21 protein-coding genes, 4 tRNA genes and 1 pseudogene are annotated in these 17,508 nt (G+C 71.3%); 15 read left to right on the forward strand and 11 right to left on the reverse strand.

The window, feature by feature from the left end:
• Positions 1-5: 5 nt before the first annotated feature.
• Positions 6-1,235, reverse strand: coding sequence for an APC family permease (locus ACIRSU_RS23275; protein WP_403795317.1), 1,230 nt, complete (start codon positions 1,233-1,235; stop codon positions 6-8).
• A 69-nt stretch (positions 1,236-1,304) separates the two neighbouring features.
• Between ACIRSU_RS23275 and ACIRSU_RS23280 the strand changes: the two genes are divergently transcribed.
• A complete protein-coding gene (locus tag ACIRSU_RS23280) occupies positions 1,305-1,574 on the forward strand; it encodes a GlsB/YeaQ/YmgE family stress response membrane protein (RefSeq protein ID WP_389204845.1) in 270 nt (89 codons plus the stop codon).
• Here ACIRSU_RS23280 and ACIRSU_RS23285 read toward each other — a convergent pair.
• Both ACIRSU_RS23285 and ACIRSU_RS23290 read right to left on the reverse strand, forming a co-directional pair.
• Positions 1,571-2,083, reverse strand: coding sequence for a methylated-DNA--[protein]-cysteine S-methyltransferase (locus ACIRSU_RS23285; RefSeq protein WP_403795320.1), 513 nt, complete (start codon positions 2,081-2,083; stop codon positions 1,571-1,573). The genes ACIRSU_RS23280 and ACIRSU_RS23285 overlap by 4 nt on opposite strands.
• A 29-nt stretch (positions 2,084-2,112) precedes the next feature.
• The gene (locus ACIRSU_RS23290; RefSeq protein ID WP_403795323.1) at positions 2,113-2,502 is read right to left on the reverse strand and encodes a MerR family transcriptional regulator; all 390 of its coding nucleotides are present in this window, start codon (positions 2,500-2,502) and stop codon (positions 2,113-2,115) included.
• A 66-nt stretch (positions 2,503-2,568) separates the two neighbouring features.
• Between ACIRSU_RS23290 and ACIRSU_RS23295 the strand changes: the two are divergent.
• Positions 2,569-3,709 (forward strand): annotated as a pseudogene (locus tag ACIRSU_RS23295) (alkene reductase).
• Between the two features lie 43 nt (positions 3,710-3,752).
• On the opposite strand, the gene ACIRSU_RS23300 reads toward ACIRSU_RS23295, so the two are convergent.
• A complete protein-coding gene (locus ACIRSU_RS23300; protein WP_403795326.1) occupies positions 3,753-4,244 on the reverse strand; it encodes a YajQ family cyclic di-GMP-binding protein in 492 nt (163 codons plus the stop codon).
• Between the two features lie 170 nt (positions 4,245-4,414).
• Here ACIRSU_RS23300 and ACIRSU_RS23305 point away from each other — a divergent pair.
• A tRNA-Tyr gene (locus tag ACIRSU_RS23305) sits at positions 4,415-4,496 on the forward strand.
• A gap of 120 nt (positions 4,497-4,616) precedes the next feature.
• Here ACIRSU_RS23305 and ACIRSU_RS23310 read toward each other — a convergent pair.
• The 4 genes from ACIRSU_RS23310 to ACIRSU_RS23325 all read right to left on the reverse strand — a co-directional run bounded on the left by ACIRSU_RS23310 (position 4,617) and on the right by ACIRSU_RS23325 (position 7,793).
• On the reverse strand, positions 4,617-5,024 hold the full coding sequence (locus ACIRSU_RS23310) for a hypothetical protein (protein ID WP_403795329.1): 408 nt from the start codon (positions 5,022-5,024) through the stop codon (positions 4,617-4,619).
• A 3-nt stretch (positions 5,025-5,027) separates the two neighbouring features.
• Positions 5,028-5,588 carry a DUF6313 family protein gene (locus tag ACIRSU_RS23315; protein WP_403795332.1) on the reverse strand — a complete coding sequence of 187 codons (561 nt, stop codon included), beginning with the start codon at positions 5,586-5,588 and terminating at the stop codon, positions 5,028-5,030.
• Positions 5,589-5,841: 253 nt separating this feature from the next.
• The gene (locus ACIRSU_RS23320; RefSeq protein WP_403795334.1) at positions 5,842-6,498 is read right to left on the reverse strand and encodes an SDR family oxidoreductase; all 657 of its coding nucleotides are present in this window, start codon (positions 6,496-6,498) and stop codon (positions 5,842-5,844) included.
• A 2-nt stretch (positions 6,499-6,500) separates the two neighbouring features.
• A complete protein-coding gene (locus tag ACIRSU_RS23325; RefSeq protein ID WP_403795336.1) occupies positions 6,501-7,793 on the reverse strand; it encodes an amidohydrolase family protein in 1,293 nt (430 codons plus the stop codon).
• Between the two features lie 206 nt (positions 7,794-7,999).
• Here ACIRSU_RS23325 and ACIRSU_RS23330 point away from each other — a divergent pair.
• From ACIRSU_RS23330 to ACIRSU_RS23355, 6 genes are all read left to right on the forward strand, one after another.
• Positions 8,000-8,072 (forward strand) — tRNA-Thr (locus tag ACIRSU_RS23330).
• 44 nt (positions 8,073-8,116) lie between these two features.
• Positions 8,117-8,189, forward strand: a tRNA-Met gene (locus ACIRSU_RS23335).
• Between the two features lie 88 nt (positions 8,190-8,277).
• Positions 8,278-8,442, forward strand: coding sequence for a 50S ribosomal protein L33 (rpmG, locus tag ACIRSU_RS23340; protein ID WP_003956487.1), 165 nt, complete (start codon positions 8,278-8,280; stop codon positions 8,440-8,442).
• A 91-nt stretch (positions 8,443-8,533) separates the two neighbouring features.
• Positions 8,534-8,986 (forward strand): MaoC family dehydratase N-terminal domain-containing protein, encoded by a 453-nt coding sequence (locus tag ACIRSU_RS23345; protein ID WP_403795338.1) that lies wholly within the window; start codon positions 8,534-8,536, stop codon positions 8,984-8,986.
• A 2-nt stretch (positions 8,987-8,988) separates the two neighbouring features.
• Complete coding sequence (locus ACIRSU_RS23350) at positions 8,989-9,417, forward strand: MaoC family dehydratase (protein ID WP_403795341.1); 429 nt, start codon at positions 8,989-8,991, stop codon at positions 9,415-9,417.
• 49 nt (positions 9,418-9,466) lie between these two features.
• Complete coding sequence (locus ACIRSU_RS23355; protein WP_403795345.1) at positions 9,467-10,531, forward strand: UDP-N-acetylmuramate dehydrogenase; 1,065 nt, start codon at positions 9,467-9,469, stop codon at positions 10,529-10,531.
• Between the two features lie 54 nt (positions 10,532-10,585).
• Here ACIRSU_RS23355 and ACIRSU_RS23360 read toward each other — a convergent pair whose 3' ends face one another.
• Positions 10,586-11,218 (reverse strand): NAD(P)-dependent oxidoreductase, encoded by a 633-nt coding sequence (locus tag ACIRSU_RS23360; protein ID WP_403795347.1) that lies wholly within the window; start codon positions 11,216-11,218, stop codon positions 10,586-10,588.
• Positions 11,219-11,308: 90 nt separating this feature from the next.
• Between ACIRSU_RS23360 and ACIRSU_RS23365 the strand changes: the two genes are divergently transcribed.
• The gene (locus ACIRSU_RS23365) at positions 11,309-11,905 is read left to right on the forward strand and encodes a TetR/AcrR family transcriptional regulator (protein ID WP_403795350.1); all 597 of its coding nucleotides are present in this window, start codon (positions 11,309-11,311) and stop codon (positions 11,903-11,905) included.
• A gap of 14 nt (positions 11,906-11,919) precedes the next feature.
• Here the strand turns inward: ACIRSU_RS23365 and ACIRSU_RS23370 are convergent, their stop codons facing one another.
• Entirely contained in the window at positions 11,920-12,951 is a 1,032-nt protein-coding gene (locus tag ACIRSU_RS23370; protein WP_403795352.1) for an adenosine deaminase, read from the reverse strand.
• 127 nt (positions 12,952-13,078) lie between these two features.
• Positions 13,079-14,305, reverse strand: a complete 1,227-nt coding sequence (locus ACIRSU_RS23375; protein ID WP_403795354.1) for a pyridoxal phosphate-dependent aminotransferase — start codon at positions 14,303-14,305, stop codon at positions 13,079-13,081.
• 237 nt (positions 14,306-14,542) lie between these two features.
• On the opposite strand from ACIRSU_RS23375, the gene ACIRSU_RS23380 reads away from it, so the two are divergent.
• The 5 genes from ACIRSU_RS23380 to rplA all read left to right on the forward strand — a co-directional run bounded on the left by ACIRSU_RS23380 (position 14,543) and on the right by rplA (position 17,358).
• A tRNA-Trp gene (locus ACIRSU_RS23380) sits at positions 14,543-14,615 on the forward strand.
• A 106-nt stretch (positions 14,616-14,721) separates the two neighbouring features.
• Entirely contained in the window at positions 14,722-15,009 is a 288-nt protein-coding gene (gene secE, locus ACIRSU_RS23385) for a preprotein translocase subunit SecE (RefSeq protein WP_403795356.1), read from the forward strand.
• 44 nt (positions 15,010-15,053) lie between these two features.
• Positions 15,054-15,956, forward strand: a complete 903-nt coding sequence (nusG, locus tag ACIRSU_RS23390; RefSeq protein WP_403795358.1) for a transcription termination/antitermination protein NusG — start codon at positions 15,054-15,056, stop codon at positions 15,954-15,956.
• Positions 15,957-16,115: 159 nt separating this feature from the next.
• On the forward strand, positions 16,116-16,550 hold the full coding sequence (rplK, locus tag ACIRSU_RS23395; protein ID WP_030494213.1) for a 50S ribosomal protein L11: 435 nt from the start codon (positions 16,116-16,118) through the stop codon (positions 16,548-16,550).
• 79 nt (positions 16,551-16,629) lie between these two features.
• Positions 16,630-17,358, forward strand: coding sequence for a 50S ribosomal protein L1 (gene rplA / locus ACIRSU_RS23400; RefSeq protein WP_403795361.1), 729 nt, complete (start codon positions 16,630-16,632; stop codon positions 17,356-17,358).
• The last annotated feature ends 150 nt before the right edge of the window (positions 17,359-17,508 follow it).

The raw sequence follows: 17,508 nt of genomic DNA on the forward strand, positions 1-17,508 counted from the left end.
GGAGGTCAGGACCCGTGCGCGGGGCGGCCCCGGCTGACCGCGTACGCCACCACGCCGACCGCGAGCACCCCCGTGCCCGCGAGCACGGCGGCCGGCGGCAGCGCGAAGGCGAGCGCCCCGCAGCCGGCGAGTCCGAGCAGCGCGAGCGGCCGGTCCCGGCGGCTCAGCGTCCACGCGGAGGCGTTCGCGATGCCGTAGTAGACCAGCACGCCGAACGAAGAGAAGCCGATCGCGCCCCGCACGTCAGCCGTCGCCGCCACGACGGCCACCACCGCGCCGACCGCGAGCTCCGCCACGTGCGGCACCTGGTGGCGCGGGTGGACGGCGGCCAGCGGGGCCGGCAGATAACCGTCGCGGGCCATCGCGAGGGTCGTCCGGGACACCCCGAGTATCAGCGAGAGCAGCGAACCGAGGGCCGCGACCGCCGCGCCCACGGTGACGACCGGAACCAGCCAGTCGGCGTCCGCCGCCCGCGCCGCGTCCGCGAGCGGGGCGGGCGAGGCGGCCAGGCCGTGCGGCCCGAGGACCGCGAGGACGGTCACGGCGACGGCCCCGTAGACGACGAGCGCGATGCCGAGGGCGATCGGGATCGCCCGCGGGATGGTCCGCTCCGGGTCGCGGACCTCCTCGCCGAGCGTCGCGATCCGCGCGTACCCGGCGAAGGCGAAGAACAGCAGCCCGGCCGCCTGGAGCACCCCGCCCGGCGGGATCTCCCCGGCCAGCGCGAGCCGTTCCGTCCGCCCGGCCCCGGCGCCCGCCACCACGACGGCGGCCAGGACGGCGAGGACGAACGCCACGATCACCCGCGTCAGCCACGCCGACTTCTGCACCCCGCCGTAGTTCACGGCCGTCAGCGCCACGACCGCCGCGACCGCCACCGCGTGCGCCTGCCCGGGCCACAGGTACGCCCCGGCGGTCAGCGCCATCGCCGCGCACGAGGCGGTCTTGCCGACGACGAACGCCCAGCCCGCCATGTACCCCCAGAACGGCCCGAGCCGCTCCCGCCCGTAGACGTAGGTACCGCCGGAGGCGGGATAGCGGGCGGCGAGCCGGGCCGAGGCCATCGCGTTGCAGTACGCGACCACGGCGGCCACGCCGAGAGCCGGCAGCAGCCCCGGGCCGGCCGCGTGGGCCGCGGGGCCGAGCGCCGCGAAGATACCGGCGCCGACCATCGAGCCGAGCCCGATCACGACGGCGTCGAACACCCCGAGGGTGCGGCGCAGTTCCTGTGTCATGCTCCGCACATTAGGGGGTGCGGCGATCCGAGGGGCAACCGGCCGGGAGCGCCGGGCGTCCTCTCTGGCATGAGCATCATCGGATGGATCGTTCTCGGACTCCTCGCCGGAGTCATCGCCAAGATCCTGCTGCCGGGCCGCGACCCGGGCGGCCTGATCGGCACCACGGTCATCGGCGTCATCGGCGCCTTCGTCGGCGGCTGGCTTTCGGCCCACTTCCTGGACCGCCCGATCACCCGGGACTTCTACGACGGCGCCACCTGGCTGTCGGCGATCGGCGGCTCGCTGGTGCTGCTGATCGCGTACCGGCTCCTGTTCGGCAACTCGCGCGAGCGCTAGGCGCGGAGGGCCGGCTCCAGGGCGCCTTCCAGCCCCAGGAGCCGTTCCTTGCGGTCGAGGCCGGCCGCGTAGCCGCGCAGGCTGCCGTCGGCCCCGATCACGCGGTGGCAGGGCCGCACCACGAGCAGCGGATTCCGGCCGATCGCGGTGCCCACGGCCCGTACGCCGGCGCCCGGGGAACCGACCCGGCGGGCGATCTCCCCGTACGAGACGGTCGTCCCGTACGGGATCTCCTCCAGGGCCCGCCAGACGCGCCGCTGGAACTCCGTGCCGGTCTCCTCGTACGGGAGGTCGAAGCCGGCCCGCCGCCCCGCGAAGTACGCGCCGAGCTGCCCCACGGCCTCCTCGAAGGCCGCGTCCGCGCGCACCCAGCCGTCCTGGACCGCCACGGCGCCCTTCTGCCCGGGCAGCGACAGCGAGGCGAGCACGGTCCGGCCGTCCTCGGCGACCCGTCCGACGAGCAGCATCTCGCCCAGGGGGCCGTCGGCATACGTGTACAAGGTGGTCATGGATCCAGTGTCCAAGACCGCGGGACCCGTCACCGGCGGCTTTCGGACACCACCCTCACCCCGGCGGCCCGGGCCGTGTCGATGACCTCGTCCAGGACCTCGCGGGAGCGGACCAGGTCGTTGATCATGCGGTCGATGCGGTCGCGTTCCGCGGTGAGGTCGTCGACCAGCTTCCCCGTGGCGATCTCGCTCGGGGCGCCGTCCGCGTCCCGCATGCAGGGGAGCAGCTGCGCGATCCTCCCGCTGTTCAGTCCGGCGGCGTAGAGCGCCTGGACGCGGATGACCCGGTCGACGGCCCACTCGCCGTAGTGGCGCTGGCCGCCCGGCGTGCGTTCGGCCCTCAGCAGCCCCTGCGTCTCGTAGTAGCGCAGCGACCGCTCGCTCACCCCGGTGCGCCGGGCCAGTTCACCGATCCGCATCGCTCTCCTCGCCGTCCACGGTGGGGACTTGAACCTGACACTGGTGTCAACTCCTACCGTACGGGCATGACGAACGCACCCGTTGAATCCCGCCTCTTCGAGCCCGCCGCCCTCGGTGCCCTGCGCCTGCCCAACCGTCTGGTGATGGCGCCCATGACCCGCAACCGCGCGACGGCCGACGGGGTCCCGCAAGCGATCACGGCCACCTACTACGCCCAGCGGGCCTCCGCCGGCCTGATCATCGCCGAGGCGTCCACCCCGAACGCCGTCGGGCAGACGTACCCGAACATCACCGCGATCCACAACGAGGCGCACGTGGCCGGATGGCGACGTGTCACCGACGCGGTGCGCGCCGCGGGCGGCCGGATGTTCCTGCAGCTGCAGCACGGCGGCCGGGTCGGTCACCCCGACACCAGCGGGCTTACGCCGGTCGCGCCCTCGCCGATCCCGCTCCCGGAGACGATCCACACCCCCAGCGGGCACCAGGACGCCGTCGTGCCCCGGGAGATGACGGTCGGCGAGATCCGCTCCACCGTGACCGACTTCGCGAACGCCGCCCGCAACGCCGTCGCCGCCGGCTTCGCCGGGGTGGAGGTGCACGCCGCCAACGGCTATCTGCTGCACCAGTTCCTGGCGAAGGGAACCAACCACCGCACCGACGCCTACGGCGGATCCGTGGCCAACCGCATCCGGTTCACCGTGGAGGTGGTGCGGGCCGTCGCCGAGGCGATCGGCCCCGAGCGGGTGGGTGTGCGGATCGCCCCCGGAGTCACCGTCAACGGCATCAGCGAGGGCGACACCGAGGAGATCTACCCGGCGCTCGTCGCCGCCCTGGCGGACGCCGGCCTCGCCTATCTGCACGTCGTCTTCGCGGACCCGGACCAGCCGCTCTTCCAGCAGATCCGGAAGGAGTGGCCGGGGACGCTCGTCGCCAACCCGGTCCTGGGCTGGGGCAAGCCGCTGCCGGCCGACGGCGGGAAGCGCGAGGGGGGAGCGGCTGCTCGCTGCCGGAGCCGACCTGATCTCGCTCGGCCGCGCGTTCCTCGCCAACCCCGACCTGGTGGAACGCCTGCGCATCGGCGCGCCGGTCAACCAGGTGCGGGACCAGGGCCTGATGTACACCGGCGGCGAGGCGGGCTACACCGACTATCCCCTGCTGGCCGACGCGACGGGCCGGGCCGGGACGCCCGAACCCGTCGGAGCATGACCACGGCGACCATCCAGGCCCGCGGGCCTGTGCCGGACTGCGGTCAGCGGTAGTTGACGAACTGCAGGGCGAAGTCGAAGTCCTTGCCCTTGAGCAGTGCGATCACTTCCTGCAGGTCGTCCCGGCTCTTCGAGCTGACCCGCAGCTCGTCGCCCTGCACCTGCGCCTTGACGCCCTTGGGGCCCTCGTCGCGGATGACCTTGGCGACCTTCTTCGCGTTCTCCTGGGAGATGCCCTCCTGGATCGCGGCGAAGAGCTTGTACTCCTTGCCGGACAGCTGCGGCTCGCCCTCCACGTCCAGCGACTTCAGCGAGATGCCCCGCTTGATCAGCTTGGACTGGAAGATGTCGAGGATGGCCTTGACCCGCTCCTCGCCGTTCGCCTGCATCAGGATCTTCTCGCCCGACCAGGAGATCGAGGCGTTGGTGCCCTTGAAGTCGTAGCGCTGCGTGATCTCCTTGGCGGCCTGGTTGAGGGCGTTGTCGACCTCCTGCCGCTCGACCTTGGAGACGATGTCGAAACTGGAGTCGGCCATGAGGTGAGGCTCCTTGCTCGGATGCGTTCGGATACAGCACAAAGCGTAGCCACTGGTACCGCTGCGAACTCGTGATCAATCCGGTGGCGGAGCACCCCCGGGTATCAGGTATTGTTTTCCTCGTTGCCGGGGAGCGCAGCCGAAAAGCGGCTCCGAGGCATCGATCCCATGGCGGTGTGCCCGAGTGGCCAATGGGAGCGGACTGTAAATCCGTCGGCTTAGCCTACCCAGGTTCGAATCCTGGCGCCGCCACGCGATGAGAACGGCCCCTGATCTGCGCAAGCAGAGCAGGGGCCGTTCTGCATGCCGTCCCCGTGTCATGGCGATGCGATGTCCGTGGCGCAGCCGGGAAGGGCGCGCCACGGCATGCGGCTAGCCGCGCGGGATCGGGCCTCGCGGGCGGTCCGGGTTCTCCGGGTCGTCCGGGTCGAAGTCGGTGCGGCGGGAGGAGGTCGTCGGGTCGTCCAGCGGCCTCGGGTAGAACGGCAGCAGCGGCCGCATGACGTCCGCGCGGGACCAGATCCGGTACTGCGCCGGCTCGTCCGCGCGCTCGATCCACTGCTCGTCCGCGGGCTCGTAGTCCTCGGGCGGCACATCGGCCACCTGCAGCAGGTCGAGCAGCATGCGGGTGGTCAGCGGGCCGTTCAGCTGCTCGGCGACGTCCTCCGAGCCCCAGCGGAGCACGGTCTCCGCGGCGCGGGTGAGGCCCTCGGCGCTCGCGGTCGGGAAGGCCAGCGCGAGCGAGGCCCGCACGATCTCGACAGCGTCCTCGGAGCGCATCGCTCACCGCCTCCTTTCGCAGACGACGCAGAGCCCTCTGCGCGCGGTCCACATAAGAGCCATCTTGCCGGAGCCCTGGGCCTGGCGGAGGCACTCGTGCCGGTCGAGATGGGCGTACTGCTGCGTGGACATCATGTCCCTGACGTACACCTCCCAGTGGTCCTGTGCCTTCGCCCAGTCGTTGCGGTGCGCGACCCGCACCCAGCTGTCGACGAAGTCCTGCCGTGAGTAGGTGCCGTGGAAGTACGTGGCCAGGTCGTCGATGAGGCCCGGCGGCCGCAGACGCTGCTTCAGCCTGCGCTGCTGGAACAGGGTGCTCGTCGATATCGACTTCACGCGGCTGATGCGCTCGGCGATCACATGGCCGGCGAATCCACCGATGATCGCCGGCACGACCAGCCAGCCGATCAGGGACGCCACCCACAGGAGCGTGTGCTCCGGCGCGTCGATGAGCGTGAACACGCGGTAGACCTTGCTGGGGCTGGTCGCCCGGGCCGCGAACACGTACAGCAGGAGCAGGCCGACCGACATCGGCAGCCCCCAGTCCACGATCCACTGGGTCACGCCCTTCAGCGCCTTCCGCGACCGCCAGGCGCGCCGGAGGCGCCGTAAGAGGCCACGGCGCCCGGGCGGCAGGTTGAGCTGGGCAGGGACCGGAATCGGTCCGAACGTCACGTGGTACCCCCCATGTGTCGTCGTCTTCGCGCGCAGGCCGTGCTGACGGCTCACCAACTCGGCTACGGCGATGGACGATTGTGACGCACGGGGTGAGGCGGGGGAAACGGGCTGCGGAGGCGCGAGGGGGGCGGGCGCCGGCTCAGTTGCCCGCGATGTCCTTCGTCGCGACCGACACAGGGACCGTGCCCGAGACGAGTTCGAGGGTGAGGCCGGCCGTGGCCGGGGTGTCGAGGAGCTCGGCGAGGACGGCGGCGACGTCGTCGCGCGGGATCGGTCCGCGGCCCGTGTGGGCCTCCAGCCGGACCAGGCCGGTGCCCGCGTCGTCGGTGAGCATCCCGGGGCGCAGGACCGTCCAGTCGAGGCCGGGGCGGGACCGTACGTCGTCGTCCGCGGCGCCCTTGGCGCGCAGATAGGCGTCGAAGACCTCGTCGCCCTGGTGACCGGCGTCGGCGCCCATCGACGAGACGATGACGAAGCGCCGTACGCCCGCGGCCTCCGCCCCGTCGGCGAAGAGGACCGCCGCCGCGCGGTCCACGGTGTCCTTGCGGTCCACGCCGCTGCCCGGGCCCGCGCCGGCCGCGAAGACGGCCGCGTCGGCGCCCTCCAGGACCCTCCTGACGTCCCCGGGGGAGGCCGACTCCAGGTCCAGGACGACCGGTTCGGCGCCCGCCTCCAGCAGGTCGTCCGCCTGTTCGGCGCGGCGGATGATCCCCACCGGGTCGTGTCCGCCCGCGGCGAGCAGCCGCTCGAGCCGCAGGGCGATCTTTCCGTGTCCTCCAGCGATGACTACGCGCATACTCACGACCGTACGGCTCCCGGCCCGCCCGGGCCTCCCGAGTCGGGCCGCTCCGGCCGCTCCGGCCGCGTCTGCCGGGGCAGGTCGAGGGCCGCCGCCGAGTCGCAGTACTCGCGCACCGCGCTCGTCCGGGCCACCACCCGCCCCCGGTGCACCACGATCCGGCTGTACGCGAGGGAGAGCACGCCCGAGAGCCGCTCGCCCCGGACGGCGAGCAGCTCGGCCGGGAAGCCCGCCTCGACCCGTACCTCCGGCAGGCCCATCGCCGCCCGCGCGTCCGTGCTCACCGCCCCGTACGCCGCCTTCTCCGGCAGCCCGCCGAGCGAGGCGAGCAGATAGGCCGACTCCAGCGGGTCGCCGCGCCCCACCGGGTTGCACACGTCGCGCAGCGCCCCGCCGCCCGCCGCGACCCGTACCCCGGCGGCCCGCAGCAGCCGTACGGGGGCCGCGCCGCGCATCTCGGTCGCCCCGCAGCCGCCCTGGGGCAGGCAGACCACCGTCACGCCGGCCGCCGCCAGCTGGTCCGCCGCCCGCCGGGCCTGGTCGGGGGGCAGGCGGGCGAGGCCCGCGCCGGGCCCGATCGTCACCCCGGGCCGCAGCCCGCCGGCCATCGCCGCCAGCCGTGCGAGCCGGGCCGGGTCGTCGCCGTCGGTGTGCAGGTCCACCGGGCAGCCGTGCTCGGCGGCGACCTCCAGGACCGCCTCCACGTAGCCGGTCGGGTCGGGATCGAGGTCCGGGCAGCCGCCGACCACCGCGGCGCCCATCTTCACCGCGTCCCGCAGCATCGCGAGGCCGTCCGCCCCGGCCACGCCGGTGAGCAGCCGCGGCACCGCCACCGCCGCCAGGTCGGCGAGCCCGCGCAGCGACCGCCGGGCCTGCAGGACCGCCTCCAGCGGGCCGAGGCCGTGCACGTCCCCGATCCGCACGTGGGCGCGCAGCGCGGTCGCCCCGTGCCCGAGCTGGAGCAGCGCGGCCTCGGTGGCCCGGCGCTGGACCTCGTCGGTGGTGTACGCGACGGGGCCGGGGGAGTCGGCGGTGAGCGCGGTGTCGGCGTGGGCGTGCGGCTCGGCGGGCGCGGGCAGCAGCAGATAGCCGGCCAGGTCGACGCGGGCGCCGACGGCGCTGAGGCTGCCGGCGGTGCCGACGGCCTCGATCCGGCCGCCGCCGAGCCGCACGTCCACGGTGCGGCCGTCGGTCAGCCGCGCGTTGCAGAGCAGCAGCGACGCGGCCTCGGCGGGAGTGGCCGCGGCGCGGTCGTCGGGCGAGGGCTGGGGCTGCTTGCTGTCGGCTGACATCGGGCTCCTCACGGCTCGCCAAAACCAAGATCACGCAGGTGGGCCCCGAGCCTAGGGGCGGCCACTGCGACCTTCGAGGAGGAGCGCAATAGTCGTACTGATGACTGCACGTGTGGCGTACGGGGCGGGTGCGGGGCGGCCGTGCGGGGGGCCCGGGAAACGGATTTGGGTGATGGGCCGAGGACCGTGTAATGTCTTCCTCGCTCGCCCCAATAGCTCAGTCGGCAGAGCGTCTCCATGGTAAGGAGAAGGTCTACGGTTCGATTCCGTATTGGGGCTCTGGTGAGAAGGAACCCGCCTTCGGGCGGGAACCGGATCATCAAAGCGGTGTAGCTCAGTCGGTAGAGCAAGCGGCTCATAATCGCTGTGTCACCGGTTCAAGTCCGGTCACCGCTACACACGGTAGCCGATTGTGGGGTCGGTCCTGCGATCGGCTACTCTTTCATGCGTTCATCCATCCATCCGTCCGTCAAGGAGCACTCACGTGGCTGCCACCGACGTCCGCCCGAAGATCACGCTGGCCTGCGTGGAGTGCAAGGAGCGGAACTACATCACCAAGAAGAACCGGCGTAACAACCCGGACCGTCTTGAGATGAAGAAGCACTGCCCTCGCTGCAACTCGCACACCGCGCACCGCGAGACGCGCTAAACAGGCTCGTACACGAGGCCGTCCCCAGCCGGGGACGGCCTCGTGTCGTTTCCAGGCACCACTTGCACCACTTCCAGGAGGTATCGAGGCCATGGCGCTCGACCAGTCCTTCGTGGGCCGGACCTATCCGCCCACCGCGCCGTACGAGGTCGGCCGCGAGAAGATCCGCGAGTTCGCCGAGGCGATCGGGGACGCCAACCCGGCGTACACCGACCAGGAGGCGGCCAAGGCACTCGGCCACCCCGACGTCGTCGCCCCGCCGACCTTCGTCTTCGCGATCACCTTCAAGGCCGCGGGCCAGGTCGTCGAGGACCCGCAGCTGGGCCTGGACTACAGCCGCGTGGTGCACGGCGACCAGAAGTTCGCCTACACCCGGCCGGTGCGCGCCGGTGACCGCCTCTCGGTCACCAGCACCATCGAGGCCATCAAGTCCCTCGCCGGCAACGACATCCTGGACATCCGCGGCGAGGTCCACGACGAGACCGGCGAGCACGTCGTGACCGCCTGGACCAAGCTCGTGTCCCGCGCCCCCGAGGAGGCCTGAACGTGACCGCGAAGATCGCTTACGACGAGGTCGAGGTCGGCACCGAGCTGCCCGCGCAGACCTTCCCGGTGACCCGCGCCACACTCGTCCGGTACGCGGGCGCCTCCGGCGACTTCAACCCGATCCACTGGAACGAGAAGTTCGCCAAGGAGGTCGGCCTCCCCGACGTCATCGCCCACGGCATGTTCACCATGGCCGAGGCGATCCGCGTCGTCACGGACTGGGCCGGTGACCCGGCGGCCGTCGTCGAGTACGGCGTCCGCTTCACCAAGCCGGTCGTCGTCCCGAACGACGACGAGGGCGCTGTGATCGAGGTCTCGGCGAAGGTGGCGGCGAAGCTGGACGACCGGCGGGTGCGGGTGGACCTCACGGCCGTGGCGGCCGGCCAGAAGGTGCTCGGCATGTCGCGGGCCGTGGTCCAGCTCGGCTGACGCCAGGACCGCCGCGGGCCCCTTCCGTACGGGAGGGGCCCGTACTCTTGTGGCCGTGCACGTACTCCACGACGCCCCTCTCGCGCCCCTGACCACCTTCCGGCTCGGCGGGCCCGCCACGCGGCTCGTCACGGCCACCACCGACGACGAGGTGATCGCCGCGGTCCGCGAGGCCGACGCCTCCGGCACCCCGCTCCTGGTCATCGGTGGCGGGTCGAACCTGGTCATCGGCGACAAGGGCTTCGACGGCACCGCCCTGCACATCGCCACCCGGGGCTTCACGCTCGACGGGACGGCGCTGGAGCTGGCCGCCGGCGAGGTCTGGACGGACGCCGTCGCGCGGACCGTGGAGGCCGGGCTCGCCGGGATCGAGTGCCTGGCCGGGATCCCCGGCTCGGCCGGGGCCACGCCCATCCAGAACGTCGGCGCGTACGGGCAGGACGTCTCCGCCACCATCACCGAGGTCGTCGCGTACGACCGGCGGGCCGAGGAGACGGTCGTCCTCACCAACGCCGAGTGCGCCTTCTCGTACCGCCACAGCCGCTTCAAGGACCAGCCCGACCGCTACGTCGTGCTGCGCGTCCGCTTCCGGCTCGAAGAGGCCGACGGGATGTCGGCGCCGATCAAGTACGCCGAGACGGCCCGTGCGCTGGGCGTCGAGGCCGGCGACCGGGTGCCGCTCGCGAAGGCCCGGGAGACCGTCCTCAAGCTGCGGGCCGGCAAGGGCATGGTGCTCGACCCCGAGGACCACGACACCTGGTCGGCGGGCTCCTTCTTCACCAACCCCATCCTCACGGCGGGGGAGTACGAGACCTTCCTCGGCCGCGTCGCCGAGCGGCTCGGGCCCGACACCGCCCCGCCCGCGTACCCGGCGGGCGAGGACGGCGCGGTGAAGACCTCCGCGGCCTGGCTCATCGACAAGGCCGGCTTCGTGAAGGGCTACGGCTCCGGGCCCGCCCGGATCTCCACCAAGCACACCCTCGCCCTCACCAACCGCGGCGAGGCGACCACCGAGGACCTGCTCGCGCTCGCCCGGGAAGTGGTCGCCGGGGTGCGGGAGGCGTTCGGGGTCACGCTGGTCAACGAGCCGGTGACCGTCGGCGTCGAGATCTGAGATCGGATTCTGGATACAACCTCCACGATCCGGTCTTTCGGATCCTGGATCCGATCAGTACGCCACGCCCACGCCCTGCCTCACCGTCGCCGTGTCGTCGATCATCGCCAGCATCGCGTGCGCCACGTCCGCGCGGGCCAGCGTGCGGCCTCGGGGCGGGGTGCCGCCGACCACACGGCGGTAGCGGCCGGTGACCGGCTTGTCGGTCAGGCGGGGTGGGCGGACGGCGGTCCAGTCGGTCGCGCTCGCGGCGAGCGCGGCCTCCATCTCGCGCAGGTCGGCGTAGACGTCCTTGAGCAGGGCGTTGACGACCGCGAGCATCGCCTTGTCCGTGACGCCCTGGCCGGCCGGGACCGGGCCGAGGGGCGCCGCGCTGACGACGAGCAGGCGGCGGGTGCCGGCCGCCTCCATGGCGTGCAGGACCGAGCGGGTCAGCCGGGCCGCGACGCCGGCGTCCGCGCGGCTGCGGGCGCCGAGGCCGGAGAGGACCGCGTGACGGCCCGAGACGGCCGTGCGCAGGGACTCGGGATCGCTGAGGTCGGAGCGGAAGACGTCGAGGCCGGGGCCCGCGACGGTGAAGCGGGCCGGATCGCGGACCACGGCGGTCACCTCGTGGCCCGCGGACAGGGCCTGACGGACGATTTCCTGGCCGATGCCGCCGGTGGCACCGAAAACGGTGAGCTTCATGGCACACCCTCCTAGGGGTGGGTAAGTGTTCACTCACCCCTAGAGTGGGTAAGTACTCACTCACTCGTCAAGCCGAAATCGGGAGCCGCCGTGGACCAGAAGCCGACCCGGACCCGGATCGTCGACGCCGCGCGCGACCTCATGCGCACGGCCGGCCTGGCCCGTACCACCACCAAGGAGATCGCGAAGGCGGCCGGCTGCTCCGAGGCGGCGCTCTACAAGTACTTCTCCAGCAAGGAGGAGCTCTTCGTCACCGTCCTCAACGAGCGGCTCCCGCGCCTCGGCACCCTCCTCGGCACGCTCGCCGTCGACCCCCAGGGCCGCGGCGTCGAGGAGAACCTCGCGGAGATCGCCCGCCGGGCCGCGCTCTTCTACGCGGAGACCTTCCCGATGGCGGCCTCCCTCTACGCCGAGCCGCAGCTCAAGGCCCGCCACGAGGAGGTCATGCGGGAGCTCGGCGTCGGCCCGCACCTGCCCATCGAGGGGCTCACCGAGTACCTCCGCGCCGAGCAGGCGCACGGAAGGATCTCCGCCGGCGCCGACTGCCAGGCGGCGGCGAGCCTGCTCCTCGGGGCCTGCGTGCACCGGGCCTTCGCCTGGGAGATGTCCCCGGACGGCAGGCCCCCGCAGTCCCTCGACGACTTCGCCCGCTCGATCGCCCGCACCCTGATGGCCGGGATCAGCTGACGTCGGGCGGCGCGTCAGGCGGCGGGCACCGCCAGCCAGTCGTCGATCCCGGACAGCAGCTTCTGCCGGACGTCCTCCGGCGCCGCCGAGCCCCGCACCGACTGCCGGGCCAGCTCCGCCAGCTCCACGTCCGTGAAGCCGTGGTGCTCACGGGCGATGGCGTACTGGGCGGCGAGCCGGGAGCCGAAGAGCAGAGGGTCGTCGGCACCGAGGGCCATCGGGACGCCCGCCTCGAAGAGCGTGCGCAGCGGCACGTCCTCGTGCTTCTCGTACACGCCGAGCGCCACGTTGGACGCCGGGCACACCTCGCAGGTCACCTGCCGCTCCGCGAGCCTGCGCAGCAGCCGCGGGTCCTCCGCGGCCCGTACGCCGTGCCCGACCCGGGCCGCCCGCAGGTCGTCCAGGCAGTCCCGTACGGAGGAGGGGCCGGTCAGCTCGCCGCCGTGCGGGGCCGCGAGCAGGCCGCCCTCGCGGGCGATGGCGAAGGCCCGGTCGAAGTCGCGGGCCATGCCCCGGCGCTCGTCGTTGGAGAGCCCGAAGCCGACCACGCCCCGGTCCGCGTACCGCACCGCGAGCCGGGCCAGGGTGCGCGCGTCCAGCGGGTGCTTCATCCGGTTCGCCGCGATCACGACCCGCATCCCGAGCCCGGTCTCGCGCGAGGCCGCCTCCACCGCGTCCAGGATGATCTCCATGGCCGGGATGAGGCCGCCGAGCAGCGGCGCGTACGAGGTGGGGTCGACCTGGATCTCCAGCCAGCCGGAGCCGTCCCTGACGTCCTCCTGGGCCGCCTCGCGCACGAGCCGCTGGATGTCCTCGGGCTCGCGCAGGCAGGAGCGGGCGATGTCGTAGAGCCGCTGGAACCGGAACCAGCCGCGCTCGTCCGTGGCCCGCAGCTTGGGCGGTGTACCGCTCTTGAGCGCCTCGGGGAGGTGCACCCCGTACTTGTCGGCCAGCTCGATCAGGGTGGTGGGCCGCATCGAACCGGTGAAGTGCAGGTGCAGATGGGCCTTCGGAAGGGCGGCGAGGTCGCGGTAAACGTGCTCCATTGGCTGATCCTGCCGCACCCGAATGGACGAATACAGTCCGTTTCCCCGATCGGGACCTTGCTAGAACGTAAAAACGGGCCCCGCTTCCGGAGAAGCAGGGCCCGCAGTGACTGAGATCAGTCGGTGCTCAGTCGCGCGCCTCGGCGAGCAGCTTCTGGATCCGGGACACGCCCTCCACCAGGTCCTCGTCGCCCAGCGCGTACGAAAGGCGCAGGTAGCCCGGCGTGCCGAAGGCCTCGCCCGGGACGACCGCGACCTCGGCCTCGTCCAGGATCAGCGCGGCCAGCTCGACGGAGCTCTGCGGGCGCTTGCCGCGGATCTCCTTGCCGAGCAGCGCCTTCACCGACGGGTACGCGTAGAACGCGCCCTCCGGGGTCGGGCAGTACACGCCCTCGATCTCGTTCAGCATCCGCACCATCGTCTGGCGGCGCCGGTCGAAGGCCTTGCGCATCTCGGCGACCGCGTCCAGGTTCCCGGAGACGGCGGCGATCGCGGCCACCTGCGCCACGTTGGAGACGTTGGAGGTGGCGTGCGACTGCAGGTTGGTCGCGGCCTTCACGATGTCCTTCGGGCCGATGATCCAGCCCACGCGCCAGCCCGTCATCGCGTACGTCTTGGCGACACCGTTCACGACGATGCACTTGTCGCGCAGCTCCGGCAGGACGGCCGGCAGGGACACGGCGGAGGCGTCGCCGTAGACCAGGTGCTCGTAGATCTCGTCCGTGAGGACCCACAGGCCGTGCTCGACGGCCCAGCGGCCGATCGCCTCGGTCTCGGCCTCCGAGTAGACGGCGCCGGTCGGGTTGGACGGGGAGACGAAGAGGACGACCTTGGTCTTCTCCGTGCGCGCGGCCTCCAGCTGCTCCACCGAGACCCGGTAGCCGGTGGTCTCGTCGGCCACGACCTCCACCGGGACACCGCCGGCGAGGCGGATCGACTCGGGGTAGGTGGTCCAGTACGGGGCCGGGACGATGACCTCGTCGCCCGGGTCGAGGATCGCGGCGAACGCCTCGTAGATGGCCTGCTTGCCGCCGTTGGTCACCAGGACCTGGGAGGTGTCGACCTCGTAGCCGGAGTCGCGCAGCGTCTTCGCGGCGATGGCGGCCTTCAGCTCGGGCAGACCGCCGGCCGGCGTGTAGCGGTGGTACTTCGGGTTCTTGCACGCCTCCACGGCCGCCTCGACGATGTAGTCCGGCGTCGGGAAGTCGGGCTCACCCGCGCCGAAGCCGATGACCGGGCGCCCGGCGGCCTTGAGGGCCTTGGCCTTGGCGTCGACGGCGAGGGTGGCGGACTCGGAGATCGCACCGATCCGGGCGGAGACCCGGCGCTCGGTGGGAGGGGTAGCAGCGCTCATGCGGCCATCGTCCCAGACCCCGTCACGGCCCGGCACACGGGTTTCACGGAGCGGACAGGAACGGTCAATCCCGGTCGTACGCGGTGTCCCGGCGGCGCTCCGGCGGGGTCCGGAGAGGGCCGTCCGGCAGGTCGGCGCGTTACCTGTTCGACGTAAGGCCCCATGACCACGTACACTCACTGCTCGTTGGCCCGCACCGACCACATCTCACGATGCGGTAGGTTGGGGAAGCCACAAAGGGTCGTAGCTCAATTGGTAGAGCACCGGTCTCCAAAACCGGCGGTTGGGGGTTCAAGTCCCTCCGGCCCTGCTACACACACCGCCAGGTTGTGTGCGCATGTACGTACTTCAATGCACCGCCGTGCGGCTCCATTCCGGGCGCGGCACGGCCACGACCCGGAATCAGGTGAGAGTTCGTGACGGACGCCGTAGGCTCCATCGACATGCCTGATGCCGAGGACGCTGCTCCCGAGTCGAAGAAGAAGGCCCGGAAGGGCGGCAAGCGCGGGAAGAAGGGCCCTCTGGGCCGTCTCGCGACTTTCTACCGCCAGGTCGTCGCCGAGCTCCGTAAGGTCGTCTGGCCTACGCGTAACCAGCTCACGACGTACACCACCGTGGTGATTGTCTTCGTTGTCATCATGATCGGTCTTGTGACCGTGGTTGACTATGGCATTCAGGAAGCAGTCAAGTACGTCTTCGGCTGACTTTTTGTTCCACCCCATCTGTATCGCAGGAAGAAGCAGCCACCGTGTCTGACGCGAACCTGAACGACGCCTTCGAGTCCGAGTCCGTCGAGGACGAGCTGGACATCGTCGAGGCGGCCGACGAGGACCAGGCCGAAGCTGCGGACGCCGAGGCCGGCGAGGCCGCCGAGGAAGCCGCCCTGGAGACCGAGTCCGACGAGGACGCCGAGCTCGAGGGGTCCGAGGAGTCCGACGAGGACGAGGACACCGAGGTCGCCGACCTCGAGGCCGCCGAGGAAGAGGCCGAGGAGGCCGAGGAAGCGGAAGAGGCCGCCGAGCCCGCCGCCCCGGTCGACCCCGTCGCCGCGCTCCGTGACGAGCTGCGCGGTCTGCCCGGCGAGTGGTACGTGATCCACACCTACGCGGGCTACGAGAAGCGCGTGAAGGCCAACCTGGAGCAGCGTGCCGTCTCGCTGAACGTCGAGGACTTCATCTACCAGGCCGAGGTCCCCGAGGAAGAGATCGTCCAGATCAAGAACGGCGAGCGCAAGAACGTCCGGCAGAACAAGCTGCCCGGTTACGTGCTCGTCCGCATGGACCTGACGAACGAGTCCTGGGGTGTCGTCCGCAACACGCCCGGCGTCACCGGCTTCGTGGGCAACGCCTACGACCCGTACCCGCTGACCCTGGACGAGATCGTCAAGATGCTCGCCCCGGAGGCCGAGGAGAAGGCCGCCCGCGAGGCCGCCGAGGCCGAGGGCCGTCCGGCTCCCGCCCGCAAGGTCGAGGTCCAGGTGCTGGACTTCGAGGTCGGCGACTCGGTCACCGTCACCGACGGTCCCTTCGCGACCCTCCAGGCCACGATCAACGAGATCAACGCCGACTCGAAGAAGGTCAAGGGCCTCGTCGAGATCTTCGGTCGCGAGACCCCGGTCGAGCTCAGCTTCGACCAGATCCAGAAGAACTGACACACCAGGTTTCCGGACAGGTCAGAGGGGCTGTGACAGCCCCTCTGACCTGCTCGGTTTTTAGCCGCACTGCTATACCCGTTATCGTGGTGCGGTATGCCTCCATCCGGATGACCGGACGGATCGGCTGAAAACTCTCACTAGGACCCGGAGAGAGCTATGCCTCCCAAGAAGAAGAAGGTCACGGGGCTTATCAAGCTCCAGATCAACGCCGGTGCGGCCAACCCGGCCCCGCCGGTCGGCCCCGCGCTGGGTCAGCACGGCGTCAACATCATGGAGTTCTGCAAGGCCTACAACGCCGCGACCGAGTCGCAGCGCGGTTGGGTCATCCCGGTGGAGATCACGGTCTACGAGGACCGTTCCTTCACCTTCATCACGAAGACCCCGCCGGCCGCGAAGATGATCCTCAAGGCCGCGGGCGTGGAGAAGGGCTCCGGCGAGCCGCACAAGACCAAGGTCGCCAAGATCACCGAGGCGCAGGTCCGCGAGATCGCCACCACCAAGATGCCCGACCTGAACGCCAACGACCTGGACGCCGCGTCGAAGATCATCGCCGGCACCGCCCGTTCCATGGGCATCACGGTCGAGGGCTGATCAGCCCCGTAGTCCTCCAGTGGTAGGGCCAAGCGCTGGCCCGCACCACGACTCCATACCTGAAACACCAGGAGCAGAAGTGAAGCGCAGCAAGTCCCTCCGGGCTGCCGACGCCAAGATCGACCGGGAGAAGCTCTACGCCCCGCTCGAGGCCGTGCGTCTGGCCAAGGAGACCTCCGCCACCAAGTTCGACGGCACCGTCGAGGTGGCCTTCCGTCTGGGCGTCGACCCGCGCAAGGCCGACCAGATGGTCCGTGGCACCGTGAACCTTCCGCACGGCACCGGTAAGACCGCCCGGGTCCTGGTCTTCGCGACCGGTGACCGTGCCGAGGCCGCGATCGCCGCGGGCGCCGACATCGTCGGTTCCGACGAGCTCATCGACGAGATCTCCAAGGGCCAGCGCCTGAACGAGTTCGACGCCGTCGTCGCCACCCCGGACCTCATGGGCAAGGTCGGCCGCCTCGGCCGCGTGCTCGGTCCGCGTGGTCTCATGCCGAACCCGAAGACCGGCACCGTCACCCCGGATGTCGCCAAGGCTGTCAACGACATCAAGGGCGGCAAGATCGAGTTCCGCGTCGACAAGCACTCGAACCTGCACTTCATCATCGGCAAGGTGTCCTTCGACGACGCCAAGCTGGTGGAGAACTACGGCGCGGCCCTGGAGGAGATCCTCCGTCTGAAGCCGTCCGCCGCCAAGGGTCGCTACATCAAGAAGGCCGCCATCGCCACCACGATGGGCCCCGGCATTCCGGTCGACCCGAACCGCACCCGCAACCTCCTCGTCGAGGAGGACCCGGCCGCGGTCTGAGCCTGACGGCTCGGGAGCCCTGCTCGTAAGCGAGCGGCTCCAGCGTCCTGAAACCGCCCCTCGGGCCTCTTCGGAGGCCCGAGGGGCGGTTTTTCGTTGGGGCGCTGTCGGTGCCCTGGGCTACGGTCGTGCGGGGTAAGACAAGCGATC

The sequence above is a fragment of the Streptomyces sp. NPDC101160 genome, assembly GCF_044768205.1.
GTDB lineage: Bacteria > Actinomycetota > Actinomycetes > Streptomycetales > Streptomycetaceae > Streptomyces.

Bases quoted from the DNA above. Each gene is read 5' to 3' on its own strand.
- ACIRSU_RS23275 (WP_403795317.1), bottom strand. From the start codon at position 1,235: ATGACACAGGAACTGCGCCGCACCCTCGGGGTGTTCGACGCCGTCGTG.
- ACIRSU_RS23280 (WP_389204845.1), top strand. From the start codon at position 1,305: ATGAGCATCATCGGATGGATCGTTCTCGGACTCCTCGCCGGAGTCATC.
- ACIRSU_RS23285 (WP_403795320.1), bottom strand. From the start codon at position 2,083: ATGACCACCTTGTACACGTATGCCGACGGCCCCCTGGGCGAGATGCTG.
- ACIRSU_RS23290 (WP_403795323.1), bottom strand. From the start codon at position 2,502: ATGCGGATCGGTGAACTGGCCCGGCGCACCGGGGTGAGCGAGCGGTCG.
- ACIRSU_RS23300 (WP_403795326.1), bottom strand. From the start codon at position 4,244: ATGGCCGACTCCAGTTTCGACATCGTCTCCAAGGTCGAGCGGCAGGAG.
- ACIRSU_RS23310 (WP_403795329.1), bottom strand. From the start codon at position 5,024: ATGCGCTCCGAGGACGCTGTCGAGATCGTGCGGGCCTCGCTCGCGCTG.
- ACIRSU_RS23320 (WP_403795334.1), bottom strand. From the start codon at position 6,498: ATGCGCGTAGTCATCGCTGGAGGACACGGAAAGATCGCCCTGCGGCTC.
- ACIRSU_RS23325 (WP_403795336.1), bottom strand. From the start codon at position 7,793: ATGTCAGCCGACAGCAAGCAGCCCCAGCCCTCGCCCGACGACCGCGCC.
- ACIRSU_RS23345 (WP_403795338.1), top strand. From the start codon at position 8,534: ATGGCGCTCGACCAGTCCTTCGTGGGCCGGACCTATCCGCCCACCGCG.
- ACIRSU_RS23360 (WP_403795347.1), bottom strand. From the start codon at position 11,218: ATGAAGCTCACCGTTTTCGGTGCCACCGGCGGCATCGGCCAGGAAATC.
- ACIRSU_RS23370 (WP_403795352.1), bottom strand. From the start codon at position 12,951: ATGGAGCACGTTTACCGCGACCTCGCCGCCCTTCCGAAGGCCCATCTG.
- ACIRSU_RS23375 (WP_403795354.1), bottom strand. From the start codon at position 14,305: ATGAGCGCTGCTACCCCTCCCACCGAGCGCCGGGTCTCCGCCCGGATC.
- rplK (WP_030494213.1), top strand. From the start codon at position 16,116: ATGCCTCCCAAGAAGAAGAAGGTCACGGGGCTTATCAAGCTCCAGATC.